This window comes from Pseudomonas sp. R1-7, assembly GCF_051132105.1.
Classification (GTDB): Bacteria; Pseudomonadota; Gammaproteobacteria; order Pseudomonadales; family Pseudomonadaceae; genus Aquipseudomonas.
This window is the reverse complement of sequence record NZ_CP071661.1, coordinates 204,149-230,221: the sequence shown is the minus strand read 5'-3', so window position 1 is coordinate 230,221 and position 26,073 is coordinate 204,149. Positions and strand designations below refer to the sequence as shown.

The 26,073-nt window shown below is 61.2% G+C and carries 22 protein-coding genes, 1 tRNA gene and 1 pseudogene; 9 read left to right on the top strand and 15 right to left on the bottom strand.

What is annotated here, in order from left to right; translation table 11 throughout:
* Positions 1-41: 41 nt before the first annotated feature.
* On the bottom strand, positions 42-827 hold the full coding sequence (locus J3P79_RS01120) for a methyl-accepting chemotaxis protein (RefSeq protein ID WP_411829956.1): 786 nt from the start codon (positions 825-827) through the stop codon (positions 42-44).
* Positions 828-944: 117 nt separating this feature from the next.
* Positions 945-1,922, bottom strand: a pseudogene (locus J3P79_RS01115) (cache domain-containing protein); the annotation flags it as partial.
* A gap of 265 nt (positions 1,923-2,187) precedes the next feature.
* Here J3P79_RS01115 and J3P79_RS01110 point away from each other — a divergent pair.
* The 3 genes from J3P79_RS01110 (at position 2,188) to J3P79_RS01100 (ending at position 6,267) form a co-directional block, all read left to right on the top strand.
* Positions 2,188-2,688, top strand: a complete 501-nt coding sequence (locus J3P79_RS01110) for a sigma-70 family RNA polymerase sigma factor (RefSeq protein WP_434607490.1) — start codon at positions 2,188-2,190, stop codon at positions 2,686-2,688.
* Positions 2,689-2,692: 4 nt separating this feature from the next.
* Positions 2,693-3,676, top strand: a complete 984-nt coding sequence (locus tag J3P79_RS01105) for a FecR domain-containing protein (protein WP_434607487.1) — start codon at positions 2,693-2,695, stop codon at positions 3,674-3,676.
* Positions 3,677-3,762: 86 nt separating this feature from the next.
* On the top strand, positions 3,763-6,267 hold the full coding sequence (locus J3P79_RS01100) for a TonB-dependent siderophore receptor (RefSeq protein ID WP_434607484.1): 2,505 nt from the start codon (positions 3,763-3,765) through the stop codon (positions 6,265-6,267).
* Between the two features lie 82 nt (positions 6,268-6,349).
* On the opposite strand, the gene J3P79_RS01095 is transcribed toward J3P79_RS01100, so the two are convergent.
* On the bottom strand, positions 6,350-7,423 hold the full coding sequence (locus J3P79_RS01095; protein WP_434607481.1) for a fatty acid desaturase: 1,074 nt from the start codon (positions 7,421-7,423) through the stop codon (positions 6,350-6,352).
* Between the two features lie 100 nt (positions 7,424-7,523).
* Here J3P79_RS01095 and J3P79_RS01090 point away from each other — a divergent pair, with 100 nt between their 5' ends.
* Positions 7,524-8,528: an AraC family transcriptional regulator gene (locus J3P79_RS01090; protein WP_434607479.1), complete on the top strand. Its 1,005-nt coding sequence runs from the start codon at positions 7,524-7,526 to the stop codon at positions 8,526-8,528.
* A gap of 51 nt (positions 8,529-8,579) precedes the next feature.
* On the opposite strand, the gene J3P79_RS01085 is transcribed toward J3P79_RS01090, so the two are convergent.
* From J3P79_RS01085 to J3P79_RS01075, 3 genes are all read right to left on the bottom strand, one after another.
* On the bottom strand, positions 8,580-9,818 hold the full coding sequence (locus J3P79_RS01085; RefSeq protein ID WP_434607475.1) for a type II toxin-antitoxin system HipA family toxin: 1,239 nt from the start codon (positions 9,816-9,818) through the stop codon (positions 8,580-8,582).
* On the bottom strand, positions 9,811-10,059 hold the full coding sequence (locus J3P79_RS01080; protein ID WP_434607473.1) for a helix-turn-helix domain-containing protein: 249 nt from the start codon (positions 10,057-10,059) through the stop codon (positions 9,811-9,813). Before J3P79_RS01080 ends, J3P79_RS01085 begins: the two co-directional genes overlap by 8 nt.
* A gap of 263 nt (positions 10,060-10,322) precedes the next feature.
* Positions 10,323-11,009: a Crp/Fnr family transcriptional regulator gene (locus J3P79_RS01075; RefSeq protein WP_434607470.1), complete on the bottom strand. Its 687-nt coding sequence runs from the start codon at positions 11,007-11,009 to the stop codon at positions 10,323-10,325.
* An 86-nt stretch (positions 11,010-11,095) separates the two neighbouring features.
* Here J3P79_RS01075 and J3P79_RS01070 point away from each other — a divergent pair, with 86 nt between their 5' ends.
* The gene (locus J3P79_RS01070; RefSeq protein WP_434607467.1) at positions 11,096-11,620 is read left to right on the top strand and encodes a DUF962 domain-containing protein; all 525 of its coding nucleotides are present in this window, start codon (positions 11,096-11,098) and stop codon (positions 11,618-11,620) included.
* Between the two features lie 31 nt (positions 11,621-11,651).
* Here J3P79_RS01070 and J3P79_RS01065 read toward each other — a convergent pair whose 3' ends face one another.
* The 5 genes from J3P79_RS01065 to oscA form a co-directional block, all read right to left on the bottom strand.
* Entirely contained in the window at positions 11,652-12,641 is a 990-nt protein-coding gene (locus tag J3P79_RS01065; RefSeq protein ID WP_434607465.1) for a sulfate/molybdate ABC transporter ATP-binding protein, read from the bottom strand.
* Positions 12,642-12,644: 3 nt separating this feature from the next.
* The gene (cysW, locus tag J3P79_RS01060; protein WP_434607462.1) at positions 12,645-13,514 is read right to left on the bottom strand and encodes a sulfate ABC transporter permease subunit CysW; all 870 of its coding nucleotides are present in this window, start codon (positions 13,512-13,514) and stop codon (positions 12,645-12,647) included.
* Positions 13,515-13,527: 13 nt separating this feature from the next.
* Positions 13,528-14,346 carry a sulfate ABC transporter permease subunit CysT gene (cysT, locus tag J3P79_RS01055; RefSeq protein WP_434607461.1) on the bottom strand — a complete coding sequence of 273 codons (819 nt, stop codon included), beginning with the start codon at positions 14,344-14,346 and terminating at the stop codon, positions 13,528-13,530.
* A gap of 82 nt (positions 14,347-14,428) precedes the next feature.
* Positions 14,429-15,442, bottom strand: a complete 1,014-nt coding sequence (locus J3P79_RS01050) for a sulfate ABC transporter substrate-binding protein (protein ID WP_434607459.1) — start codon at positions 15,440-15,442, stop codon at positions 14,429-14,431.
* A gap of 67 nt (positions 15,443-15,509) precedes the next feature.
* The gene (gene oscA / locus J3P79_RS01045; RefSeq protein ID WP_030138496.1) at positions 15,510-15,692 is read right to left on the bottom strand and encodes a sulfur starvation response protein OscA; all 183 of its coding nucleotides are present in this window, start codon (positions 15,690-15,692) and stop codon (positions 15,510-15,512) included.
* A 490-nt stretch (positions 15,693-16,182) separates the two neighbouring features.
* Here oscA and J3P79_RS01040 point away from each other — a divergent pair, with 490 nt between their 5' ends.
* Positions 16,183-16,566, top strand: coding sequence for a DUF6124 family protein (locus J3P79_RS01040; protein ID WP_434607458.1), 384 nt, complete (start codon positions 16,183-16,185; stop codon positions 16,564-16,566).
* A gap of 158 nt (positions 16,567-16,724) precedes the next feature.
* Here J3P79_RS01040 and dibA read toward each other — a convergent pair whose 3' ends face one another.
* A complete protein-coding gene (gene dibA, locus J3P79_RS01035; RefSeq protein WP_434607455.1) occupies positions 16,725-18,632 on the bottom strand; it encodes a phosphodiesterase DibA in 1,908 nt (635 codons plus the stop codon).
* Between the two features lie 145 nt (positions 18,633-18,777).
* On the opposite strand from dibA, the gene desA reads away from it, so the two are divergent.
* Positions 18,778-19,962: a delta-9 fatty acid desaturase DesA gene (gene desA, locus J3P79_RS01030; protein WP_434607453.1), complete on the top strand. Its 1,185-nt coding sequence runs from the start codon at positions 18,778-18,780 to the stop codon at positions 19,960-19,962.
* 214 nt (positions 19,963-20,176) lie between these two features.
* Positions 20,177-21,166, top strand: a complete 990-nt coding sequence (locus J3P79_RS01025; RefSeq protein WP_434607451.1) for a GGDEF domain-containing protein — start codon at positions 20,177-20,179, stop codon at positions 21,164-21,166.
* 34 nt (positions 21,167-21,200) lie between these two features.
* On the opposite strand, the gene J3P79_RS01020 is transcribed toward J3P79_RS01025, so the two are convergent.
* The 3 genes from J3P79_RS01020 to gabD form a co-directional block, all read right to left on the bottom strand.
* The gene (locus J3P79_RS01020) at positions 21,201-22,415 is read right to left on the bottom strand and encodes an HDOD domain-containing protein (RefSeq protein ID WP_434607449.1); all 1,215 of its coding nucleotides are present in this window, start codon (positions 22,413-22,415) and stop codon (positions 21,201-21,203) included.
* 149 nt (positions 22,416-22,564) lie between these two features.
* Positions 22,565-23,842 carry a 4-aminobutyrate--2-oxoglutarate transaminase gene (gabT, locus tag J3P79_RS01015; protein WP_434607448.1) on the bottom strand — a complete coding sequence of 426 codons (1,278 nt, stop codon included), beginning with the start codon at positions 23,840-23,842 and terminating at the stop codon, positions 22,565-22,567.
* Positions 23,843-24,014: 172 nt separating this feature from the next.
* Positions 24,015-25,457: an NADP-dependent succinate-semialdehyde dehydrogenase gene (gene gabD / locus J3P79_RS01010; protein ID WP_039594213.1), complete on the bottom strand. Its 1,443-nt coding sequence runs from the start codon at positions 25,455-25,457 to the stop codon at positions 24,015-24,017.
* 350 nt (positions 25,458-25,807) lie between these two features.
* Between gabD and J3P79_RS01005 the strand changes: the two genes are divergently transcribed.
* Positions 25,808-25,884, top strand: a tRNA-Arg gene (locus J3P79_RS01005).
* Positions 25,885-26,073: the final 189 nt, after the last annotated feature.

Below are 26,073 nucleotides of genomic sequence, written 5' to 3'. Positions count from 1 at the left end.
GGGTAACCGGGTTTGCTCGACTAGGAACTGGCGCGCCTGGATCAGATCTTGAAGCTGTCCACCAGTTGCTTCAACCGATTGGCCTGCTGTGACAAAGCATCGCAATCCTTCAGGGTTTCGTTGAGGTTGGCGACGCTTTGCTGGTTCAACAGGTTGATGTGGCTGACGTCCATGTTGAGGGTCTCCACCACGGCAGTCTGTTCCTCGGTCGCGGCGGCCACGGACTGGTTCATGCCGTCGATTTCCCCGATACGCTGGGTCACGCTGACCAGGCGCAGGCCGGCCTGGTTGGCCACCTCCACGCTTTCTTCGCTGGAGGTCTGGCTGGCGTTCATCGTCGATACCGCTTCACGAGAGCCGACTTGCAGCGACGTGATCATCTTGTGGATCTCTTCCGCCGACTCCTGAGTACGGTGCGCGAGGTTGCGCACCTCATCGGCCACCACCGCAAAACCACGTCCGGCCTCACCGGCACGGGCCGCTTCGATGGCCGCGTTCAACGCCAGCAGGTTGGTTTGCTGGGAGATGCCCTTGATCACGTCGAGGATGTGCCCGATGTTGTCGGTGCTCGCGTTCAGGGTTTCGATCTGGGTGCACGACAGGCTGATTTTCTGCGACAGCTCGGTCATCGCCTGGATGGTTTTTTCCACCACTTGGCGACCGTCGTCCGCCTGTTCACTGGCGCCACTGGCGTGTTGCGAAGCGTCGGCGGCGTTACGAGCGATTTCCTGGGTCGCGGCGCCCAACTGATTGATCGCCGCAGCAACGCTGTTGGTGCGCGCGCTCTGCTCATCGGAGCCAACGAGCGAGGCGTTGGAAGAGGTCATCACCCGTTGCGACAGGTCATGCACCTGACGCGTGGCGGAAGACACTTCGGCGATCGAGGCGTGGATGCGTTCCACGAACTGGTTGAACGAACTACCCAGCACCGCGAACTCATCCTTGCCCTGCACGACCAGGCGCCGGGTCAGGTCGCCTTCACCCTGGGCGATGTCCTGCATGGCGCGGCCCATGGTGGTCAACGGACGCATCAACACCTGGATCAACAGACTCAGCAACAACGCAATCGCCGCCACCGCGACGAACATCGCAATCAACGCAGACGTACGGAAATGGCTCAGCGGTGCGTAGGCCTTGCTCTTGTCGATCGACAGGCCGATGTACCACTCGGCGCCCGGCAAACCGGTCACCGGGGTGAACGAAAGGATGCGGTCTTCACCGTTCAGCTCGACTTCCTGGATGCCCTTGCCGATGCGCACCGGGGAGCCGGGGTAGATGTCCTTGAGGTTTTTCATCACGTGGTCTTTGTCCGGGCTGACGATGACCTGGCCATCGCCGCTGACCAGGAACGCATGGCCGATGCCGCCGAAATCCACAGAGTTGATGATCTTCACCAGGGTTTCCAGGCTCAGGTCGCCGCCGACTACGCCCAACAGCTCACCGTTGTGCTTGACCGGCAGCGCAATGGTCACCACCAGGCCGCCAACCGCTGCCAGGTAGGGCGGGGTCAGCATGGTTTTATCGGCGGCGACGGCCTGCTTGTACCAGGGACGCTGACGCGGGTCGTACCCGTCGGGCATCTTCGCGTCGGGCCGTTGGGTGAACACGCCGTTGTTCTGGCCCACGTAGGTGAATTGGAAGTTCGAGGTCAGCGCCGGCTGGTCCACCAATCCTGGCAAATCGGCGGAAGCGCCTTGATGAGCGATGTTTTGCGCGAGGTTTTCCAGCACCAGCACGCGCCCACTCATCCAGTTCTGGACGCTGCTGGCCGTCAGGTCGCCGGACTGTTCGATGGAGGACTCGAGGCTGCGACCGATGGTGTTGCGTTGCAAATAATCGTTGTAGAGCGTGAACAGGGCAAAAGCCAGGACCACCACACCAGAGGCGGCCAGGAGGATTTTGTGGCTGAACTTGAGATTCATGGATGGGGCTTCTTATGCAGGATTAGGGGGTGCATTCCGGTTGAAAACTTCCATGTTCTGATGGGGGACAGATTGGATCCGCTCCATTTTGGTGCACGCATACCTTGCTGTCGGCCAGCGCCTGGAAAAGATTAGCCGGTTGTACAATTGTCCGACGAGATGATCACTGAATCGGCAGGAGTCCACGGCGAACGGTGGTTGCAAATTTTCCGGGCGCTGATGACAATGCGACCTATTATCATTTGTGACCCAGGCTGTCGCGTTCATGTCTTCTCCCGAGTTTGCAGTACAGGCGCTCTATAGCAGCCACCACGGCTGGCTCCACACATGGCTGCGCAACCGATTGGGCAACGCCGCCGATGCGGCCGACCTCGCCCAAGACACTTTCGTGCGCCTGCTGCAACGCACCGAACGCCTGGAACTCAAGGCACCCCGCGCCTTCCTGCGCACCATCGCCCAGGGCCTGGTGATCGATCATTGGCGTCGCGAAGAAATCGAACGCGCTTACCTCGAGACTATCGCGCATCTGCCGCAGGCCCAGACCCCCAGTGCCGAAGCCCAGGCGTTGATCGTGGAACTGCTGGAGGCTATTTCCCGCATGCTCGAAGGGCTCAAGCCGAAAGTCCGCAGGGCGTTCCTGCTTGCCCAGTGTGAAGGCATGACCTACAGGCAGATCGCCGAGCAGATGGGGATCTCGCTGCGGTCGGTGGAGCGCTACGTCGCCGATGCGCTGTACCACTGCTACGTGCTGCGCTATGAAGATTGAGCCGATGGAACAACCATCGCGCGGTCGCAGCCCGTCGCAGCAGGTGGTCAAGCAAGCGATCCATTGGCTGCTGCGTCTGCGCAACCATGCCGCCAACCCGGTCCTGCGCCAACAGTGCGACGCTTGGCGCATCGCCCATCACGATCACGAGTTGGCCTGGCAACGGGTGCAGTCGCTGCACAGCGAGCTCAGTTCCAACCTGCGCGCCGTGCCCGGCGCCCAAATTGCTCTCGACACCCTGGAAACCAGCACCCAGCGCCTCGGTCGGCGCCAGGCCCTGAAGCTGTTGTCCGGCGTTGCGGTGGTGGGCGCCGCCGCGTGGTTGGGCAAGGACCTGGACTGGCAGCCATGGAATGCCGACTTCGCCACTGCCACGGGCGAACGACGCGGCTTCCAACTGCCGGACGGCACTCGCCTTGAACTCAACACCCACAGCGCCGCCGACCTCGACTACACCGCCAGCCAACGCCTGATCACACTGGCGCGCGGCGAAATCATGGTCACCTGCGGTCGCGATCCGGGACGCCCGCTGCTGGTGAAAAGCCAAGAAGGTCTGTTCGAAGGGCTGGCGGGACGCTTCGTCGTGCGCCAGGACAATGGCTGCACGCGCCTGACTGTCACCAGCGGCCGGGTCGCCATTGGCTCGCATCGCGGCAGCGATGGCGCGCCGATCCAAGTGGAGGCAGGGCAAAGCTACCTCGTCAGCGCAACGACAGCGACCTTGGCGCCGCCCCTGGACATGGACGCCGGCGCCTGGGCGGACGGCTTGATCGTCACGCGCAACATGCGCCTCGAAGACTTCCTCAACGAGGTCGGCCGCTACCGTCGGGGCTACTTGAAATGCGCCGCCTCGGTCGCCGACCTGCGCTTGTCAGGGGTCTTCCGCCTGGACGACATCGACAAGATGCTGGCCGTGCTTCCCCGCACGCTGCCCGTGCAGCTGCGTTATCGAACCCGCTGGTGGGTCACGGTGGAACGTCCGGCCTGATTTTTTTTGGCGGGTTTTGCGAAGGCGTCCGGCTAGGACTGTAAGCAACGCTTATCTGCCTTCAGCGACTCCAACGGAAACCCATAATGACTGAGCGCTTAACCCTCAAGACCTCCTTCGGCTGTTCCTCGCAAACCAGCCTCCTGCGCCAGGCCGTCCGCGCCGCGCTGCTGAGCACCGCGCTGGGCGTCAGTACCGTGCCGATGCTGGCCATCGCCGCGCAGGACGGCGTCACCGCCAGCCGCCAGAGCTATAACATTGCCGCGGGCCCCTTGAGCGAGGTGCTGAACCAGTTCGCGCGCCAGGCCGGGATCACCCTGGCGAGCACCCCAGAGCAAACCGCTGGCCGCCAGTCGCCGGGGCTCAAAGGTGAGTATTCGGCAGACCAGGCCTTGGACCAATTGCTCAACGGCTCGGGCTTGATTGCGGTCGGCCAGGAGGGCAGTGGCTACGTGTTACAAGCCCAAGCCGCGGACAGCACGCTGGCGCTGCCGACCACCGACGTCAAGGGCTTCGCCCTGGGTAACGCCTTGGGCAGCATGGCCGGCTACAACGCCACCCACAGCCAAGTCGCAACGAAAACCAGTACCGCCCTGCGCGAGACGTCGCAAAGCGTATCGGTGGTGACGCGCGAACAAATGGACGACCAGGGCGCGCAAACCGTGTCCCAGGCGATGCGCTACACCCCTGGCGTGCTGACCAACCCTTACGGCGCGACCCATCGCTACGACTACGTGGCCATGCGCGGCTTCAACGACGGCTCGGTGGACAACATCTACCTCGACGGCCTCAAGTCCATGGGCGACAGCGGCACGTACAGCTCCATGCAAATCGATCCGTATTTCCTTGAGCGGGTGGATATCCTCAAAGGCCCGTCCTCGGTGCTGTATGGCCGCAGTTCTCCGGGTGGCCTGGTGGCGCTCACCAGCAAGAAGCCGCTTTACGAGGCTTACCATCAGGTCCAGGCCACCGTCGGCACCCAGGGCCAGCGCGGCGTGGGCTTCGACTTCAGCGGGCCGGTGGACGATGAAAAACGCATCGCCTATCGCCTGATCGGCCTGGCGGACACCTCCGACACCCAGTTCGATCACAACAAGGAAAAGCGCTTCACCCTGGCGCCCACCGTCAGCATCGACTTCACCGAGGACACCTCGCTGACCCTGCAAGCCTACCTGCAGCACGAACCCGACGGCGGCTACCACGGCGGCGTGCCGGCCGATGGCGCGTTGCACAAGCGCAACGGACGACGGATCTCGGAAAACTTCTTCGAAGGCGAGCCCGGCGTCGACGTTTACGAACGTGACCAGCAATCGTTCGGTTATCAATTCGAACATCGCTTCAACGATGTCTTCACCGCCCGGCAGAACTTCCGCTACCTGGACTCCGACGTCACCAACAATCAGGTCTACGCCTATGACTGGACCACGCCGACCAGCAACGAGCTGAATCGCTATTACACGGGTGCCGAAGAAAAGCTGCATTCATTCATCGTCGACAACATGCTGCAGGCCGAATTTTTCACCGGTGCCACCAAGCACACGGTACTGATGGGCGCGGACTACCAGCGGCGCAAGACCGTGGTCGATTGGACCAGCGGCAGCCTCGCCCCGATCAACGCCTTCGACCCGGTCTATGGCAACTCGGCCATCACTTACTTCAGCCCGACGAGCTATGTGCGGCGCCTGGAGCAGACCGGCGTCTATCTGCAAGACCTCATCGAAATGGACAAGTGGCGCTTCTCCCTGGGCCTGCGCCAGGATTGGGTCGAAACCTCGGATGAAAACCGCATCGCCGAATTCAATCGCCCTGAAGGCACCGAGATCAATGACAAACGCACCAAGCTCACCGGTCGCGCCGGGGCGCTGTACCTGTTCGATAACGGTCTGGCGCCGTACATCAGCTATTCGGAGTCGTTCAACCCCAACTCCTACGCCGACAGCGCCGGCAACCCGCTGGCGCCCACCGACGGCAAGCAATGGGAACTGGGATTGAAGTACCAGCCGCCCGGCACGGATGATTTGTACACCGCCTCGCTGTTCCGCATCGACCAGGAAAATCTCGCGACCAAGCTGCCCCAGGAAAACTTCTACCGCGCCGTCGGCGCCGTTCGCTCCCAAGGCCTGGAACTGGAAGCGCACGTGCAGTTGACCGAGCAGTTCAAGGTGCTGGGCAGCTACACCTTCACCGATATCGAATACTCGAAGTCGATGATCAGCACGTTGAGCACGCCCACCGACATCATCGAAAACAAAGGCAACTCACCGACCCAGGCCCCACGCCATATGGCCTCGGTGTGGGCCGACTACAAGTTCGACAGCGGCACGCTCGATGGCCTGCGACTGGGCGGCGGCGTGCGTTATGTGGGGGCCAGTTGGGTCGACGCGGAGAACACCATGAAGGTGCCGTCGTACACGTTGTTCGATGCATCGGTGGGGTATGACCTGGGCAAGGTCGGCTTGAAGGGCGTCGATGTGCGCTTGAACGCCAATAACCTGACCAACGAAACCTACATCGCCTCGTGCGCCAGCCTGAGCTTTTGCTACATGGGTGAAGAGCGCAACGTAGCGGCGACCGTGAGTTATCAGTTCTGACTTTATCCCTGTTTTGACTCATCCCCGTGGCGAGGGAGCTTGCTCACTCGCCACGGGTTTACCTTCGCTCATAAGGGAGCGATCAGACCTGGACTGCATCGGCCTTTACCCTCGCATCGCCGTCCTCGCCCGCAAAGCGATTCGCCCGCCCAAACGTACCGAAATCATTGAACCGCACGCCCATCTCCCGCATCACCTCATGCGCCACCGGCACCGTCATCTGCCGGATGTAGAACGGCTCCTTCACCACGAAATGGTGGATGCCATGGCTGCTGCCGAAGTTGAAGCAAAACGCCTGCAGCGGCCACAACCACCAAGGGTTCAACACCTGGGTCTGCTGGATGACATTGCCGGGCTCGATGTCGCCGTAGTAGTGCATGTTCGAACTGATGAAGTGCAGGCAAAAGGTGCGCAGCACATTCGGGCCGATGATCACCACTGCCGCGATGTCGATCACGTGCATCGTCGCCAAGGTATTCGCCGACCAGTCGATGGGGCTGCCAAGCAACCCGGCCACGGCGTTGGCGCCATGGAAACCGAGGAACACATACCAGGCGCCCCAGTGCAGTAGCGCCAGCGGGAAGTACACCTTCAAGGTGCGCTTGATAATGCTGCGTTTGTGCGCCCAGGTCTTGGCTCGCAGCAGGCGGATGAATGCCGACATCACGTTGTCACCCACCATCAGCAAGCGCGCCAATCCCCACGGTTCGCCGTTGGTGATGGCGCGTTCTTCCATGTCCGCTTCGCTGCCGGAAACCTTGTGATGATTGAGGTGCAGGTGGCGGCGGATCCACGGGTTGATGGTGCTCGGCCGCGCCAGCCACACCAGGCCCATCATCAGGTTGTGGGGCACGCGCTGCTTGCGAAAGTACATGCTGTGGATCAGGTCATGCTCCAGCTCGTGGGTCAGGGAAGCGAAAAAGGCGTTGAGCAAAAGGCAGGCCCAACCGGCCAGATAACCGTTGATGTAGAGCAGCGCCGAGCCGATCATCCCCGCCAGGGCGAACGCCAGGATGCCCGCGCCCAACGCGTCCTGGTGCCGCAGGATCGGGTAGCGCCGGCGCAGTTCTTCGCCTCGGGCCAGGACAACCTGGCGAATGTGGACCGCTCGCTGTTGTGCATTCAATCGCTCGGGGCTTGCGCAAGTGCCGTGCATGGCTTACATCCTCTGTTAACGATGTGCTCATCCTGCCGGGCGTTGTCCCATCGGGTGGTAGCCGTAAACGCCAACCTGTTGACCGCAAGCGCCAATTGCCATGACCGAACCCACCTCCCTCGCCAGCTGGACCCGCGCTCTGCGCAAACAGCTCGATGCGCTGGGCCTGGACAGCCAAGCCTTATGCGTGGAGGCGGGCCTGGACCCGGTGTTGATGGACGACCCGAACGCCCGCTACCCGCTCTCGGCCACCACGCGCCTATGGGCATTGGCGGTGCAGGCCAGCGGCGACCCGGCGATCGGCCTGCGCGTGTCGCGCTTCGTCAGCCCCACCACGTTCCATGCGCTGGGCTACGCCCTGGTGGCGAGCGGCAGTTTGCGTGAAGTGTTCGAGCGGATCGTGCGGTATCACCCGGTGGTCAGCGATGCGCTGACCTTGCAACTGAGCCGCGGCGAAGACCGCTATCGCTTCAGCCTCGATGTACCAGCGGGACGCCCCGCTCCCGCCTTCGAAGCCATCGACGCGTTTGCCGCGATCTACGTGCGCACCTGCCGCAACCGGCTGGGCCGCGACTACGCACCGCTGGCGGTCTACCTGCGCCGCCCGGAGCCGCTCGACCCGAACCCATGGCACAAGGTGTTTCGCTCTCCCGTGCATTTCGATGCTGGCCAGGATTGCCTGGAATTCAACCTCGTGGATTTCGACAGCCACCTGGACGACGCGAACCCGGAACTGGCCGAACACAACGAAACCGTGCTCAAGCGCACCCTCGCCCAGCTTCAGCCACTGACCTGGGAGCGCAAGGTCCGCGCTGCCATCGAAGCCCAGCTACCCGAAGGCGAACCCAGCGCCGAACGCATCGCCCAGGCCATGCACCTGAGCCTGCGCAGCCTGCAGCGACACTTGGCCGACGAAGGCTGCCGCTTCGACGCGCTGCTCAACGAATGCCGGGAGAATCTGGCGCTGCTGCATCTGCGCGATCCGCAATGCTCCCTGAGTGAGGTCAGCTACCTGCTGGGCTTCGCCGACACCAGCAGCTTCAGCCGCGCCTTCAAGCGCTGGACGGGCATGACGCCGGGGCAGTTCCGGGATGGGTTGCGGTAGGGCCTGCATGCAACGAGCAACGCAGCTCCCTCGCCACAGCTGCCGGGTGGCTCAGTCGGCGTTGGGTTTAAGGCTGCGCGCAAGGCCCGATGTCCAAGCGTCGACCATTGCTTCCCCTGTCGCTCGGAATAGCTGATGACTATTCATGTACCGACGCATTTCGACCAAGGCGACATCCATTCCATGGATCACCTGCTCCAACAGTTCCTTGCAGCGCTTCTCTGTCAAGTTGCAGGCCGAGCGCCCAAACCCCATCAGCATTTTGTATTTCGGCCAGGCTTTGGACCCGCCCAACAAGAGCGCCATGTTGTCATTGCGAATGTAGACCGCCGTGCTGACCAGGTCGTAGGCGGGGGCGAGCCTGATAGACGCATCGGCGCCACAGTGGTCATAAAGCACCCCGAAATTTTTCAGGTGCGCATCACCATTTTTCAAACCAGCCGAAAGCGCCACGATCTTAAACAGAGACTCCAGCGCCTGGTTGAGCTTATGAGGTGAAACGTACGCCTTGATCTGCCGGGCCGCGCCCTCATAGGACCCGTCGTATTTGGTTTTGGCAGGCGAGCCATTGAGCACACAGAAGTCCTCAAAGCCCAGGCATTCGCCAGTGCGTGGCAAATCAAAACGCTTCACGATGAGAAATTTACCGCGTTCGCTGAGCTCGAATTCCGGTACCTCAAGCCCCGCATGCAACGCGGCTCGCATGCAGAAAAATTCGTTGGCTGCCAACTCGGGAAATTCTTCGGAGCGAAAAGCCTTGATCAGGTGAGTGGCACCCCGGTGGGTCAAGCGATCAACTGTCGTTGCGCTATCGCGAATGAGCACCTTGGGTTGTACGCCGGACACGCCCGAATACTGCCCGTAGGTGTGCAGCAGATCGTCGAACAACCCCTCGGCCCCGTCGTGTACAAGCAAGTCAGCCAGACTGGTTTCAGGCGGCCCGGCCGGAATCTCCAAACGACCAATGCCCACCCGACCCAATTGATGAGGCCCCACGATGGCAAGCATGGCGAAGTCGTCAAAGCCTCGTACCGCTTTGCTGAAGCGACGAACCAACTCATCACGCAAGGCACCTTCCGGCAGGTTCATCTCAAAAATGGGTGGCACGCCGGGTTCCCAGGCGTAGCTTTCAAGACGCACCGGCATGGTCAGCGAAACCGACTGCTCCTCCTGTGCCCCCGAGGAATAGGCAAACACAGATTCACTGCGCTGCTGACCCCGCCCAAGAACGCCAACCGCCGTTTCACTGACGGTGACCTGCAACCTGTCCAGCCCGTGCTCGTCAGCCATGGAAAGCATCCTTTCTCAGTGAGCCGAGCGTGGGACGTTTCGCAGGGCGAGCGACAGCTGTCAGCTCGTAGCCAAAACCGTTGAGGATCGCTTCGACCTTGCGGATCCCGACTTCCGCAATCGTGTTGTTTTCGATGCCGGAAATCGTGGCACGGCTCATGCCGTACTGTGCGGCCAACGCCTGCTGGGAGAGGCGGTGTTCTTTTCGAAGTCGCCTGATCAGTTCGCCGAGGTTTTTCATCGCATTTTCCGCATCGTATATAGTGCATATTGATTAAATTTAACGATATGCACTGTATTTAATTCAAACTTCCGTGAAGTGTAGCGCATAAACATGTGAGAAAACCCAAGCCCGTGGCGAGGGAGCTTGCTCCCGCTCGGCCGGTCCGACGCTTCGGGCGCAGCAGCCGCAAAACCAGCCAACGCGATCCGCCTGTAGATCGCTGGGCCCGCTGCGCAGGCCAGCGAGAGCAAGCTCCCTCGCCACGGATGTCGCGTCGGATTTCAGATCGTGGTCAACGCTCGCAACCGTTCAATATCGAGGATTTCGATCTCACCATAACTGAGGCGAACAATGCCCTGCCCCTGCAAATCCTTGAGGATCTGGTTGGTGGTCTGGCGAGACAGGGAAAGCATCAACGCCAGTTGCTCCTGGGGCAGTTGCAAGACCCGTCGCGCCGGTTCGATTTCGCCGTAGCCTTCGGCGATCATCAGCAGACGGTGGGCCAAGCGGGCCGGGGCGGGCATCAGGCTCAGGTGTTCGAGATTGATGAACGTCAGGCGCAATTTGTGGCTCATCAATAAGGCAAGGTGGCGCCAATAAACGGGTTGGTCTTCCAGAAAAGCCAATAGCGCAGCCTGCGGCAGATGCAGCAACGAACATTGCCCGACGCTCACGGCATCGTGGGTTCGAGGCTGCCCATCGAACAGGCAGATTTCACCGAACCAATGAGGCGCCTCCACCACACTCAGCAGCGCTTCCTTGCCCTGCTCGCTGACCGCGCCGATGCGCACCGCCCCTTCGAGCACTGCGTACAAACCGCACGGTGCGTCGCCGCGCTTGAACAACCGCTGCCCCGGCGGTAAACGGCGCACCCGCGACATCTCCAGCAGACTATTCTGTAACTCAGCGGGCAAATGGCTGTACCAATGTCCGGTCAGCAAATGCGTGTGCCAGCGGTGCGAATTCATGAAAACTCCGGACAAGTGTCGGATAGCTGACAGAGCGCCTGGTGAAACCCGGTCATCATGCAGGCATCACCCCAGGAGGAACAACAATGAAAAGCCTCGTCGATCACCTCAGTCAATACGCGGCCTACCACCGCGACCCGCGCAACATCGCCAGCCATTTCATCGGCATCCCACTGATCTTCGTCGCCGTCGCGGTGTTGTTGTCACGGCCGGGATGGGCGGTTGGCGCGATCCTGGTTTCCCCGGCGTTGCTAGTGGCGGTCGCGAGTGCCTGGTTCTATCTGCGCCTGGAACTGCGCCTGGGCGTGCTGATGACCGTGCTGCTGGGGCTCGCCGTCTGGCTGGGCCAGATGCTCGCGGCGCAGAGCACAGCGATCTGGTTGTCCAGCGGCCTGGGCATGTTCGTGGTGGGCTGGGTGATCCAGTTCGTCGGCCACTATTACGAAGGCCGCAAGCCAGCGTTCGTCGACGACCTCACCGGGCTGATCGTCGGGCCGTTGTTCGTGGTGGTCGAGGCCGGATTCCTGCTGGGCATGCGCCATGATCTCAAACAGCAGATCGAGGCGCAGGCGGGGCCGGTAAGAATCAATCCGAAGCGAGCGGCTGCCTGAGGCCGCCTTCGCGAGCGTTCCAGCGAAGCTTTTAAAGGTTTGAGACCTTCTGCCAGACCTTCGGCTTGAAGAACAACGTCTCGCCCTTCGCCAACCCCACCAGGCTGTCGTGGTCCTTCACCACTTCGGCCTCGATCAGTTCGCTCTGGCCTTCCACCTTCAACGTCACCCGAGTGGTCGCGCCGAGCGGACGAATGTCCCGCACCTCAGCGGCGTGATGGTCTTCCAACTCCGAACGCGACAATGACACTTCATGAGGACGGAACAGCACATGCCGGTCCTCCCCCAAATGCAGGCGGTTCGAATCACCGAGGAAGTGGTAAACAAAGTCGCTGGCCGGGTTTTCGTAGACGTCTCCTGGTGAGCCAATCTGCTCGATCACGCCCTTGTTCATCACCACGATCCGGTCGGCGACTTCCATGGCCTCTTCCTGGTCGTGGGTCACGAATACGGAGGTCAGGTTGATGTCCTCGTGCAGCCGCGCCAGCCAGCGGCGCAGTTCCTTGCGGACCTTGGCATCGAGGGCGCCGAACGGTTCGTCCAGCAGCAATACCTTGGGCTCGACCGCCAGGGCACGCGCCAGGGCGATACGCTGGCGCTGGCCACCTGACAACTGCTCGGGGTAGCGGTCGGCGAGCCAGTCCAGTTGGACCATGTTCAGCAGTTCGTGGACCTTGGCCGCGATCTGGCTTTCGTTCGGGCGCTGGCCCTTGGGTTTCATGCGCAGGCCGAAGGCGACGTTGTCGAACACCGTCATGTGGCGGAACAAGGCGTAGTGCTGGAACACGAAACCGACGTTGCGATCACGCACGTCGTGGCCGGAGACGTCCTCGCCGTGGAAGACGATATTGCCCTGATCCGGCGTCTCGAGGCCGGCAATGATCCGCAGCAACGTGGTCTTGCCGCAACCCGATGGCCCGAGCAGCGCCACCAACTCGCCGCTCTGGATGTCCAGGCTGATGTCGTCCAGGGCTTTGAAGGCGTTGAAATTCTTGCTGACGTTACGGACTTCGATCGACATGACTTATTCCTCCGCGGCGCTGGCGCGCAGGCGGTTGATTCGGTTTTCGCTCCACTGCTTGAGCAGCAGGATGAAGAGCGCCAGGATCAGCAACAGGCTCGCCACGGCGAACGCGGCCACGTGGTTGTATTCGTTGTAGAGGATCTCGACGTGCAGCGGCAGGGTGTTGGTCACCCCGCGAATGTGCCCGGAGACCACCGACACCGCACCGAACTCGCCCATGGCCCGGGCGGTACACAACACCACGCCATAGATCAGGCCCCACTTGATGTTCGGCACCGTGACATGCCAGAACATCTGCCAACCATTGGCGCCCAGCAGGCGCGCGGCCTCTTCTTCCTGGGTGCCTTGTTCCTGCATCAGCGGGATCAGCTCGCGGGCCACGAACGGCACGGTGACGAAGATGGTCGCCAGGACGATGCCCGGCAGCGCGAACACGATCTGGATATCGTGATCCTGCAGCCACGGCCCGAACAGGCCCTGGGCGCCGAACATCAGCACGTAGACCAGGCCCGCGATCACCGGCGACACCGAGAACGGCAGGTCGATCAGCGTCACCAGCATGCTCTTGCCGCGGAATGAATACTTGCTCACGCACCACGCGGCACTGACGCCGAACACCAGGTTCAGGGGCACCGAAATCAATACCGCAAACACGGTGAGCTTGAGCGCCGACAATGCGTCAGGCTCGAAGATTGCCGCGAAGAAAGTCCCAAGGCCGGACTTCAAGCCCTGGGACACCACAATGAACAACGGCAGCAGTAAAAACAGCGCAAAAATCAACCAGCCGAGGCCGATCAGCACGCGCCGCGACGTCGCGCTGCCGCGACGGGCGGCGTTGGTGGAGGCTGCGGAAATAGACGATTGGGACATGGTTCGCGCCTCCTTATGGGGTTTCGATGCGCCGCTGCAACAAGTTGATCAGCAGCAACAGGACGAAGGAAACCACCAGCATCAGCACGCCGATGGAGGTGGCGCCGGTGTAGTCGTATTGGTCGAGCTTGACCATGATCAGCAGCGGCAGGATCTCGGTTTTCATCGGCATGTTGCCGGCGATGAAAATCACCGAACCGTACTCGCCCACGCCTCGGGCAAAGGCCAGGGCGAAGCCGGTCAACCAGGCGGGCAACAATGCCGGCATCAGGATATGGCGGAACACCTGCCACGGTTTCGCGCCCAGGCAAGCGGCGGCTTCTTCGACTTCACGGGGAATGTCGGCCAGCACCGGCTGCACCGTGCGCACCACGAACGGCAGCGTCACGAAGGTCAGCGCCAGGGTGATACCCAGCGGGGTGTAGGCGATCTTGAAACCCAGGTCGGTGGCAAACTGGCCAACCAGGCCGGTCGGCGCGTACAACGCCGTCAGCGCGATACCGGCCACGGCGGTGGGCAAGGCGAACGGCAGGTCGATCATCGCGTCGATGATCTTGCGGCCAGGGAACGTGTAGCGCACCAGCACCCAGGCCAGCAGCGTACCGATCACGCCGTTGATGATCGCGGCGTACAGCGCGGTGCCGAAACTGAGCTTCAGGGCAGCCCACACCCGCGGCGCCGAAATGATCGCCCAGAACTGTTCCCAGGTGAGTTGGGCGGCGTGCACGAACATCGCCGCCAGCGGTATGAGCACAATCAGACTGAGGTACACCAGGGTGTAGCCCAGCGTCAGCCCGAAGCCGGGTATGACGGGGGATATGCGACGCGACATAAAGGTCCTTGGTTTAGAACTCGCAGGGTGCGTAACCTGTGGGAGCGAGCTTGCTCCCACAGGAATTGCGCTCTATTTCAGCTTACTGCGCCTGATAGATCTGGTCGAACACGCCGCCATCGTTGAAGAATTTCGGCTGGGCGGTCTTCCAGCCGCCGAAGTCCTTGTCGATGGTCACCAGTTCCACCTTTGGGAACTGCCGGGAATACTTGGCGGCCACGTCCTTGTCACGCGGGCGATAGTAGTTCTTCGCGGCGATTTCCTGCCCGGCCGGGCTGTACAGGTGCTTGAGGTACGCTTCGGCGATCTCGGCATTACCCTTTTTTTCGGCATTCTTGTCCACCACCGCCACCGGCGGCTCGGCGAGGATCGACAGTGACGGCACGACGATGTCGAACTTGTCGGCACCACCGTCCTCTTTCAGCGCCAGGAACGCTTCGTTTTCCCAGGCCAACAACACGTCACCCTGACCGTTGTTGACGAACGTGATGGTCGAGCCACGGGCGCCGGTGTCGAGGATCGGCACGTGCTTGAACAGCGCTTGCACATATTCCTTGGCCTTGGCTTCGTCGCCACCATTGGCTTTCAGGCCGTAGGCCCAGGCCGCGAGGAAATTCCAGCGGGCACCGCCGGAGGTCTTCGGGTTCGGCGTGATGACCGACACGTCATCCTTGATCAGGTCGCCCCAGTCCTTGATGCCCTTGGGATTGCCCTTGCGCACCAGGAACACGATGGTCGAGGTGTAGGGTGTGCTGGCGTCCGGCAGGCGTGTCTGCCAGTCCGCCGGCAAGGATTTGCCCAGCTTGGCGATTTCGTCGATGTCGCCGGCCAGGGCCAGGGTCACCACATCGGCCCGCAGGCCATCGATCACCGCACGGCCTTGCTTGCCCGAGCCGCCATGGGACTGCTGGATTTTCACCGTGTCGTCCGGATGCGCTTTCTTCCAGAAGCTGGCGAATTCGGCGTTGTATTCCTGATACAGCTCGCGGGTCGGGTCGTAGGACACGTTGAGCAACTCGTAATCCTTGGCAACCGCGGAACCTGCAAAAACAGCGCTGGCCAGGGCGGCCAAGGCATAACGGCGAATCGACGGCATGGTGAAAGCTCCTGGAATTCTGGTTTTTATGGCTTCTGGAATGGGCTGGCTTGCAGGCGGCGATCCTTTAACTCGGTTTCTGACTCGGTTGCTGCAGGCGGAATTTTTCCTTGCGCTCGATCTGCACCACCTGCGCGTTGTGCACGGTGATCTCCACCGCGCCGAAGCGTAGATCGCGCAAGGCGCTTTGGATCTCGCGCAAAATGGTGGCTTCGTCCTGTCCGTCAACGCTACGTAGAGATGCGCTCATGCTGCTGCTCCTTGAGTTGAATGCCTGGCAGTGGGCGGCACTGCTAGCGGCGTGGGAGCAATACTAGATAACCGCAGATATTCTTAAAAAGACTATTTAAGAATTTTTATATAACCAAAATTACAATCCAAAATGAGAGTCCTACGGCGGGTCTGATTGCGGGTCTTTTGCCCTGCCATATCGTCAGAGATTTCCTTCAAACCGTGGTGCCGTTGGTGAACTAGGCACCTTGGTTTTGCACCGCTAACCTTGGCTTGTCATCGCAAAAAACGGTGACACGGACGTGCAAGTCCGGGTAAAACACCAACCCTTGATGCTTCTAGCCATTCATGGCGCATTCGCGCCCGTGTTTTATGGCGGCTGTGTTCGGGAGATCTTAGGATCTGCCGAGTTTTTGGGTAGGGTTGCTCGGTCTTGCACACTCGCACACAGCTGCCACCCTTCATTGCGTGCAAGCGATCCAGGGCGGTTCTCTATAGGAAACCTACCCATGTTCAAACCTACGCCAAATCCGCCGAAAGACGGCCATAAATCCCGGGTCGAAAAACTCGAAGAACAACGCCTCGAAGACGCCACCAACCGCGCCCTCGACTACTACCTCAAGCCCAAACCCGCCTCACCGCCGGAACCGGACAAAGACCAGCTCTTCATCGTCTCCCCCCACATCGACACCGAAACCCTGCTCGCCAACGCCTCCGAAGACCTGCTCTCCATCAGCACCATCGCCGCCGACCTGGCCGACGACATCGACGAATCACGCCGCTGCGTCGCCCTGGCGATCAGTCGCATGGCCGATGGGGTTCAATTGTTGGTTGAACGAGCGTTGGATCATCTGGAAACGCAGGGGATGGCGGCGCCTGCAGCCAAGGGTTAGCGCTGTGTCATTTCGGCATTGATGTCAGCCGAGCCGACGCCTTCGCGAGCAAGCCCGCTCCCACAATGGACCGATTTGTGTCAGGAGAAACAGGTCAACTGTGGGAGCGGGCTTGCTCGCGAAAGCGGCATGTCAGTCAATATCAATACCCTTGGGGATCACGCAATCACCGGCGCCCGCTCCCAATCCAACTGCGCCGCCGCCACCGGTCGCCCAAACCAGTACCCCTGCCCCAACTCACAAGCCTGGCCCAGCAGAAACGCCGCTTGCTCGCGCTGCTCGATACCCTCGGCATGCACCTGCATGCCCATGCTGTGAGCCAGGGCGATGATTACGCGGACGATCGCCACGTCGTCTTCGTCCCAGGGCAGCCCGGCGACAAAGCCCTGGTCGATCTTCAGTTTCTGCACCGGTAGGCGCTTGAGCCGCAGCAGCGATGAATAACCCGTGCCGAAGTCATCGATGGCCAGGCGCACGCCCAATTCGCGCAAGCGGTGCATTTGTTCAAGCGCGACTTCCGGGTCTTCCATGACTGCGCTTTCGGTGACTTCCAATTCGAGGAAGGCCGGATCGAGGCCGGTCTCGTGCAGTACGCGGGCGACTTGCTCGTACAATTCGCGACGGGCGAACAAGCGGCTGGACACATTGACCGCGACGAACGACAGGACCACGCCCGCCTGCTGCCACTGGCACATCTGCCGACAGGCCTGTTCCATGACCCAGGCATCGATCTGGGCGATCAGCCCCGTACGCTCGGCGATAGGGATGAACTCGGCCGGCGAAACCAGCCCACGGGTGGGGTGCTCCCAGCGTACGAGCGCCTCGACGCCAACCAGACGGCTGGTCGCCAGGTCGTGCACGGGTTGGTAATGCACGCGCAATTCCTGTTGCTGCAGGGCACGCCGAAGTTCGAAAGCGACCTCGACCCGTTGCTGGGCGTGAGCGGTGAGTTCTTCGGTGTACAGGGCGTAGCCATCCCGCCCGCTGCTCTTGGCCTTGAACAGGGCCGAATCGGCGTTACGCAACAATTGGCCGGCGCTGAGGGCGTCGCCGGGAAACAGGCTGATACCGATGCTGGCGTTGATAAACAAGGATTGCTCGCCGAACTGCAACGGCTCTTTCAACGCATCGAGGATGCGCCGGGCCAACGCCGCCGCCTGCCCAGGCTGCGAACAGTTTTCCACCAGCACCGCGAATTCGTCGCCGCCCAACCGAGCCAGGGTGATGCCCGGCGCAAACAGGCCGAGAAAGCGCTTGGCTACGCCTTTGAGCAACTCATCACCCACGGTGTGGCCGAGGCTGTCGTTGATGTTCTTGAAATGGTCCAGGTCCAACAGCAGCAGCGCACACCCACGCTTGTGAAGCTGCGCCGACGCCACGGCCTGCTCGGTGCGATCGGAAAACAGCAGGCGATTGGGCAGGCCGGTCAGCGGATCGTGATGGGCCAGGTGCGCCAGCTCATGCTCCGAATCCTTGATCGCGCTGATGTCGGAAAACACCGCGACGTATTGGCTGACTTCACCGTTGTCATCGACAACGGCACGGATGGTCTGCCATTGCGGATAGATTTCGCCGCTCTTGCGGCGGTTCCAGATTTCGCCGCTCCATTCCCCGCGGCTGGACAGGGAGGCAAACATATCCCGGTAGAAGGCCGGTCCGTGACGGCCGGATTTGAACAGATTGGGTTGGCGTCCCAATACTTCGTCGCGGGCATAACCGGTGATCGCCATGAACGCCCGATTGACATGCACGATCAAGCCTTGGCGGTCCGTGACCAGGACGCCTTCGCGGGTGCAATCGAACACGGCGGCGGCCTGGCGCAATCGTTCACGGTCGAGGCTGCCCTCGCCCTGCGCGAAGCAACGCACGACCCGCACCCGAGCCATGAAAATCAACCCGGCGCTGACCAGCACCCAGGCATAACCGTTGATCAGTTGCCAGCGAAGCTGGTCGGCGGAATGATCGAAGAAACTGCTCAATAAATAACCAACCAGCTGCAGCCAGGCGATCGATACCACGAGGTAAAACAATGCCCCACGCATGGCAGTGCGGTGCGAGATGGTCATGCGGTCGTCCATGTCCCTGAAATTTGAAGGGATTATAGTGGAAGAAACATCCTGCCACTCTTATCTGAAAGGCCGACTGGTTTTCTCCCTCGGGCTGGTGATAATGCAACGGCAGTTTCTATTTTTATCGAGGGCCCTACAGCCTATGTGGTACGAAGGTTTTCTTGGCTTGTCGCCCTGGTCGCTGGTGGCAGTCACCCTGCTGATGACCCACGTGACGATCATCAGCGTCACGGTCTATCTGCACCGTTATTCGGCTCACCGTTCCCTGGAACTGAACGCCGGCCTCAAACATTTCTTCCGCTTCTGGCTGTGGCTGACCACAGCGCAGAACACCCGCGAGTGGACCGCCATCCACCGCAAGCACCACGCTAAATGCGAAACCGAGGATGACCCCCACAGTCCGGTCATCAAGGGCCTCTCCACCGTGCTGCGCAAAGGCGCCGAGCTGTACCGCGCCGAAGCGGAAAACCCGGAAACCCTGCGCATCTATGGCAAGAACTGCCCAGAGGACTGGATCGAACGCAACCTCTACAGCCGTTACCCGCTGCTGGGCGTGGCGATCATGGGCGTCATCGACCTGCTGCTGTTCGGCACCATCGGCATCACCATCTGGGCCATCCAGATGATGTGGATTCCCGTATGGGCCGCCGGCGTGGTCAATGGCCTGGGGCATGCCGTGGGCTATCGCAACTTCGAATGCCGCGACGCGGCGACCAACCTGGTGCCGTGGGGCATCCTGATCGGTGGCGAAGAACTGCACAATAACCACCACACCTACCCCAATTCCGCCAAGCTGTCGGTGCGCAAATGGGAATTCGACCTGGGCTGGGCCTGGATCAAGGTGTTCAGCTTCCTGCGCCTGGCCAAGGTCCAGCGGGTCGCGCCGATCGCCCACCGGGTCGAAGGCAAGGGCCACCTGGACATGGATACGGCCATGGCAATTCTCAACAACCGTTTCCAGATCATGGCCCAGTACCGCCGGCTGGTCATTGCGCCGCTGGTCAAGCAGGAACTCGAGAAGGTGGATCACTCTGTCCGCCACCAGTTTCATCGGGCCAAACGGCTGCTGTCCCGGGAAACCAGCCTGCTGGACGACCGTCACCATGTGCGCATCCAGAACATGCTGGAGCACAGCCAGGCGCTGAAGGTGATCTACGAAAAACGCCTGGCCTTGCAGCAGATCTGGGTCAAGACCAGCAACAACGGCCACGACATGCTCGCTGCGATCAAGGAATGGGTCCACGAGGCCGAAGCCAGTGGCATCCAGTCCCTGCGCGACTTTGCTGACCAGTTGAAGACTTATTCGTTGCGGCCAGCCACGGCCTGACGCCGAAGGGCGCGGCGGCGGGGGTTGTTGTGGCGAGGGGAGGGGGATTTATCCCCTCGCCACAGGTTCAGCGTCGTCATCCCCCGCCCTTCGTCGCCTGAAAAGGAACTTCGCCCACAATCCCCTATCTCAAAGAGCACTTCGCCATCCTGGCGGGCTTTGGAGTGAGCGCGTGCAAATCCATAGCAATGCACGTTCCTTGAGATTTGTGCCAATGGTCGATAAGAACCTACAGGATTCATCCCAGCCGCATTGGCCCGAAGCGGCGCAGACGCTCATGGCGCTGATGCATGCCCAGGGCGAAGTTGCGCGCCTGAGCGAGCGGGAGCAGTTGTTCAGTTCGCTGTTGGTCAGCGTCAATGCGGTGCTGTGGGCGTTCAATTGGGAGACCCGGCAAGTGCTGTATGTCAGCCCGGCTTACGAGCGGATTTTCGGCCGGCCCGCGGGGCTGGTACTGGCGGACTACAACGAATGGCGTGACGCCATCTACCCGGACGATCTGGACTACGCCGAGCGCAGCCTGGCTGAAGTGCTGGTCAAAGGCGCGGTCGAAGACCGTGAGTACCGGATTATCGCCGCCGATGGCCAGATTCGTTGGCTAAGCGACAAATGCTTCATCAATCGGCAGGCCGACCCCGGGCAACCGGTGATCGTCGTCGGCATCGCCGAGGACATCACAGAAAAAAAGCTGCTCGAAAGCGAGCTGCAGCGCTTGGCGACCACCGACGTGCTGACCCAGAGCAGCAACCGCCGCCACTTCTTCGAATGCGCCCATCGCGAATTCGAGCAGGCTCGGTTGCAAGGCACTCCCATGGCATTCCTGTTGCTGGACATCGATGATTTCAAATTGATCAACGACACTTACGGCCATCAGGAAGGCGATACCGTGTTGCAGAAGATCGCCGAGAGCGGACGGAGCGTGCTCAGGCGCGGTGACTTGTTCGGGCGGATCGGCGGTGAGGAGTTCGCCGCTGTGTTTCCAGGTTGCGCACCGGATATGGCATTGCAGGTCGCCGAACGCTTGCAACGGGAAATCCAGCGCTTGGCGTTCCGCTGCGGCGAACAGAACTTCGGCATCACTGTCAGCCAGGGCTTGACCGGGATCACTGCCGAAGACCTGACGCTCGATAGCCTGTTCTCCCGCGCCGATGCGGCCATGTACGAGGCCAAGCGCCAGGGCAAGAACCGCATCATTGCCGCCTGATTGAGCCACACCCCTACATTAGGGGTTTGCGTTCCTATTGGCGGCGCAATCGCATCAATTCCGGTAGCCCGATCTTCAGCAAACGCGCCGTGCGTCCCCTGGCCAGTTCTTCAAGGCCTTCATGGGATGGCAGATGGGCCAGTTGCGCGGCCATGTTCATCACCAGCGCCTCGCGGGAATAAACCCCGCCGCCGAGGCCGTACACTGCCGCGATCAACTCTCGCAGTTCCAGCGGCAGGCGCCAGCGGGCGCGCAGTGCCGAGCCGAAGCCAGCGCCGAACGCTTCGAGCGAGTCCCCGACTTCCTCGGGCTCATCCAGCTCGCCCCCGGCCTGCTTCCATTCTTCCAGGCAACGCAGCAGCGCCAGATCGCCCAAGCGATGCAACAGGCCGGCGCAGTAGCAACGTTCCTGCTCCAGATCGAGCAAGCGTGCCATCGTCCGGGCATACTCGGCGGTGTGCAGCGACAATTCCCAGTAGCGTTCGGCATAGTCTGCCAGGCAAGGAACACTCAGCCGGGCACAGCGCTTGAGCGTCAAGCCCAGGATCAGATTCATGCTCTGCCCGGTACCGAGCTGGTGCAGCGCCTGGGCCAGCGTCTGGACCGGCCCGCCGCCCTGATGCTGCGCGGCGCTGTTGGCGGCGGCAATCAGCACGGCGGTAATCTGCGGGTCGGCGCGAAACTCGTCTTCCAGCAGCTTCAAATCCAGGCCACCGGGATTGAGGCAACGCTTCACCGCCACTTGCACATCGGCCATCAACGGCGCGCCTTCGGCCAAATCCCGTCGACGCTCGAGGAAAGTCACCAACGTCAGACCTGGCCCCGGGATGGGCGCGGCATTGGAAGTGTCTTCACCATTCAAGAGCAGCCCTTGCAGGCGCTGGGTCAGGTTCCCCCGGTTCAACGGCTTGGTCAGATATGCCGTCGGCGCCAGCGGCAACACCTCGCGCACGCTGGCGCTGTCGTTGCGCTGGCTCACCAGGATAAATGGCAACGCGGGCGAGCGACGCTGCTGACGCAAGCCGCGCAAGATGCTCAAGCCATCGACGCCCGGCAGCTCCCAGTCGGCGATGACCAAGTCGTATGGGTGTTGGGCCAGTAATTCCAGAGCCTGCTTTCCTTCGCCACAGGTGTCCACCCGGGCGTCGCAACGCACCGCCGACAACGCCTGCTCCAGCAGCTCCCTGGACGCCGGATCAGACTCGGCAATCAATACACGCGGTCCAGCAGGTAAATCAACAGCAGTCATGCCGCATCGCTCCCTTGCAATACATGCACCTTAGACAATAGCGGTCGTTCCAGACAGCTCAACCACATCGGGACTCTGTTCCCGAATATGAAAAAACCCGCCGAAGCGGGTTTTTTGTGGTGCAACGCACAGTTCAACGCACGTAGATATCAGAGCTCAGAGAAACATTCTTCGATGATTGCCAAGCCCTTATCCAGTTGCTCGTCCGGCGAGGTCAGCGGAACCAGCACTCGCAGGACGTTGCCGTAGGTGCCGCAGGACAGCAGGATCAAGCCCTTGTCACGCGCCTTGGCAACGATTTGCGCCACAGCGGCGGCGTTCGGCTTGTGGCTGTCGCCATCTTCGAACAGTTCCACGGCGATCATCGCGCCCAGGGCACGCACTTCACCAATCACCGGGTATTTCTTCTGGATAGCCTTGAGGCCAGTCACCAGGCGTTCGCCCACGGCCTTGCAGCGATCCAGCAGGTGTTCTTCTTCGAACACTTCCATCACCGCCAGCGCTGCGGCGCAAGCGATCGGGCTACCCGCATAGGTACCGCCCAGGCCACCCGGCGCGATGGCGTCCATGTATTCGGCCTTGCCGCAGACACCGGCCAACGGGAAGCCGCCGGCGATGGACTTGGCGAACGTGGTCAGGTCGGCGGCAACGCCCATCTGTTCCATGGCGAAGAAAGTACCGGTACGACCGGCACCGGTCTGCACTTCGTCAGCAATCAGCAAGATGCCGTGCTGGTCGCACAAGGCGCGCAAGCGCTTCATGAATTCTTTCGGTGCCACATAGAAACCACCCTCGCCCTGGACCGGCTCGATGATGATGGCGGCGATATCGCGTGGCTCGGCGTCGTTCTTGAAGATGCGTTCGATGCTGGCGATGGAGTCGTCGATGCTCACGCCATGCAATTCGTTCGGGTACAGGGCGCGGAAGATACCGCCAGGCATCAGGCCCATGCCGGCCGAGTACGGCACGACTTTACCGGTGAGGCCCAAGGTCATCATGGTGCGACCGTGATAAGCGCCGGTGAACGCGATCACGCCGGCACGGCCAGTGGCGGCGCGGGCGATTTTCACGGCGTTTTCCACCGCTTCCGAACCGGTGGTCACCAGCAGGGTTTTCTTGGCGAAATCACCTGGGACCTTGGCGTTGATTTTTTCGCACAGTTCCACGTACGGCTCGTAGGCCAGGACCTGGAAGCAGGTGTGAGTCAGCTTGTTCAGCTGTTCGGTGACGGCGGCGATGATCTTCGGGTGCACGTGACCGGTGTTCAGCACGGCGATGCCGCCGGCGAAGTCGATGAATTCACGGCCTTCGACGTCGGTTACCGTGGCGTTTTTTGCCGATTCGGCGAAGATCGGGTGAATCTGGCCGACGCCACGGGGAACAGCGGCGGTACGGCGGGCCATCAAGTCAGCGTTAGTCTTGCTCATTACAGTCCTCATTCGCCGCTCATCGGTCGGCGTGGCTCAAGGAATAGATGGCGGGGAGGCAGCTGCGACAGCATGCGATGATCGACTGCCGCAGCGTTCCGGCCACAAGAAACAGAACGGGTGAAACGCGCAAAGGGACAGCGCTCTCGTGCCCTTTGCGCTTGAAGCGGGATCAGATACCCAAGCAGAGGTATTTGATTTCCAGGTAGTCCTCGATGCCGTACTTGGAGCCTTCACGGCCCAGGCCCGACGCCTTGATGCCGCCGAACGGCGCGACCTCGTTGGAGATCAACCCGGTGTTGACGCCGACCATGCCGTATTCCAGGGCTTCGGCCACACGGAACACACGGCCCAGGTCGCGGGCATAGAAGTACGAGGCCAGGCCGAACTCGGTGTCGTTGGACATCGCGATCACTTCGGCTTCGTCTTTGAAGCGGAACAGCGGGGCCAGCGGGCCGAAGGTTTCTTCCTTCGCCACGGCGGCGTTTTTCGGTACGTTGGTCAGGATGGTTGGCTCGAAGAAATTGCCCTCCATCGCCTTGCCGCCCGCCAGCACGGTTGCGCCTTTGCCGACGGCATCGGCGATATGTTCCTGGACCTTGGCAACGGCTTTTTCGTCGATCAGCGGGCCAGTGGTGGTGCCGTCTTCCAGGCCGTTGCCGATCTTGAGCTTGGCCACTGCGGCCTTGAGTTTTTCGGCGAAGGCGTCGTACACCGAATCCTGGATGTACAGGCGGTTGGCGCAGACGCAGGTCTGGCCGTTGTTGCGGTATTTGGAAATGATCGCGCCTTCGACAGCCTTATCCAGGTCCGCGTCATCGAACACGATGAACGGCGCATTGCCGCCCAGTTCCAGGGAAACCTTCTTGATGTCCTTGGCACATTCGGCCATCAGCTGGCGACCGATCTCGGTCGAGCCGGTGAAGGACAGCTTGCGTACGATCGGGTTGCTGGTCAGCTCGCCGCCGATGTCGCCGGCGCTGCCGGTGACCACGCTCAGCACACCTTGGGGAATGCCGGCACGATGCGCCAGTTCAACCAGGGCCAGGGCCGAGAATGGGGTTTGCGAAGCAGGCTTGATGACCATGGTGCAACCGGCGGCCAGGGCCGGGCCGGCCTTGCGGGTGATCATCGCTGCTGGGAAATTCCACGGAGTAATGGCCGCGGTCACGCCGATCGGCTGCTTGATCACGATCAGGCGCTTGTCGGGCTGGTGACCCGGAATCACGTCACCGTAGATGCGCTTGGCTTCTTCGGCGAACCATTCGATAAAGGAGGCGGCATAAGCGATTTCGCCCTTGGCTTCGGCCAGCGGCTTGCCCTGCTCGAGGGTCATCAGGCGACCAAGATCGTCCTGGTTTTCAATCAGCAATTCATACCAGCGGCGCAGCTTGTTGGCGCGCTCCTTGGCGGTCAGTGCACGCCAGGCCGGCAACGCCTTGTCGGCGGCCTCAATCGCGCGACGGGTTTCGGCAGCGCCCATTTTCGGCACCGTGCCCAGTACTTCGCCCGTTGCCGGGTTGGTGACCTTGATCGTCTGACCATTGTCCGCATCGACCCAAGCGCCATCGATAAAGGCTTGCTGGCGGAACAACTGGGTGTCTTTAAGCTGCATGTCGGCTTTCCTTAACAGCACCGCGCGCACGCGGAGCGAATTAGAGTTGTAGAAAGGCGCCTTATGGGCTGCCGTCAGGGAAATCATCCACCGGGCTGAAGCACAGAAATAACGCACATAAGCACAGACGTGCGGTTCAGCACCCAGACAAGAGCGTTTGAAATCTCAAACGAATCCTAGGGCCGATGGGGTCCGAGGACAATAGCCTGTTCGAAAAAAAGAACGAAAAAGCCTGATTTGCCTGTTTTTTCTGATCAGCGTAGCCAACAGCCGCCGAGTGAGGCAGAAACAAACGGCAAATCAGCAGCATGGACGCCTGCCATGCTTATGAGTATCATGGCGCCCGCGTTGCACCAGTAGCTCAGCTGGATAGAGTACTGCCCTCCGAAGGCAGGGGTCGTGGGTTCGAATCCCGCCTGGTGCACCATATCAAAAGCTAGACCTGTCCCGGACAGTCTACGCGCTTCAAAAAACCCGCCCTGTGCGGGTTTTCTTGTTTTTGCTGCCTTGTGGCGAGGGAGCTTGCTCCCGCTCGGCTGCGCAGCAGTCGTAAAAACCTGACAGCCGTTTCCTGATGCTCCCCTGTTGAATGGTTTTGGGGCTGCTGCGCAGCCCA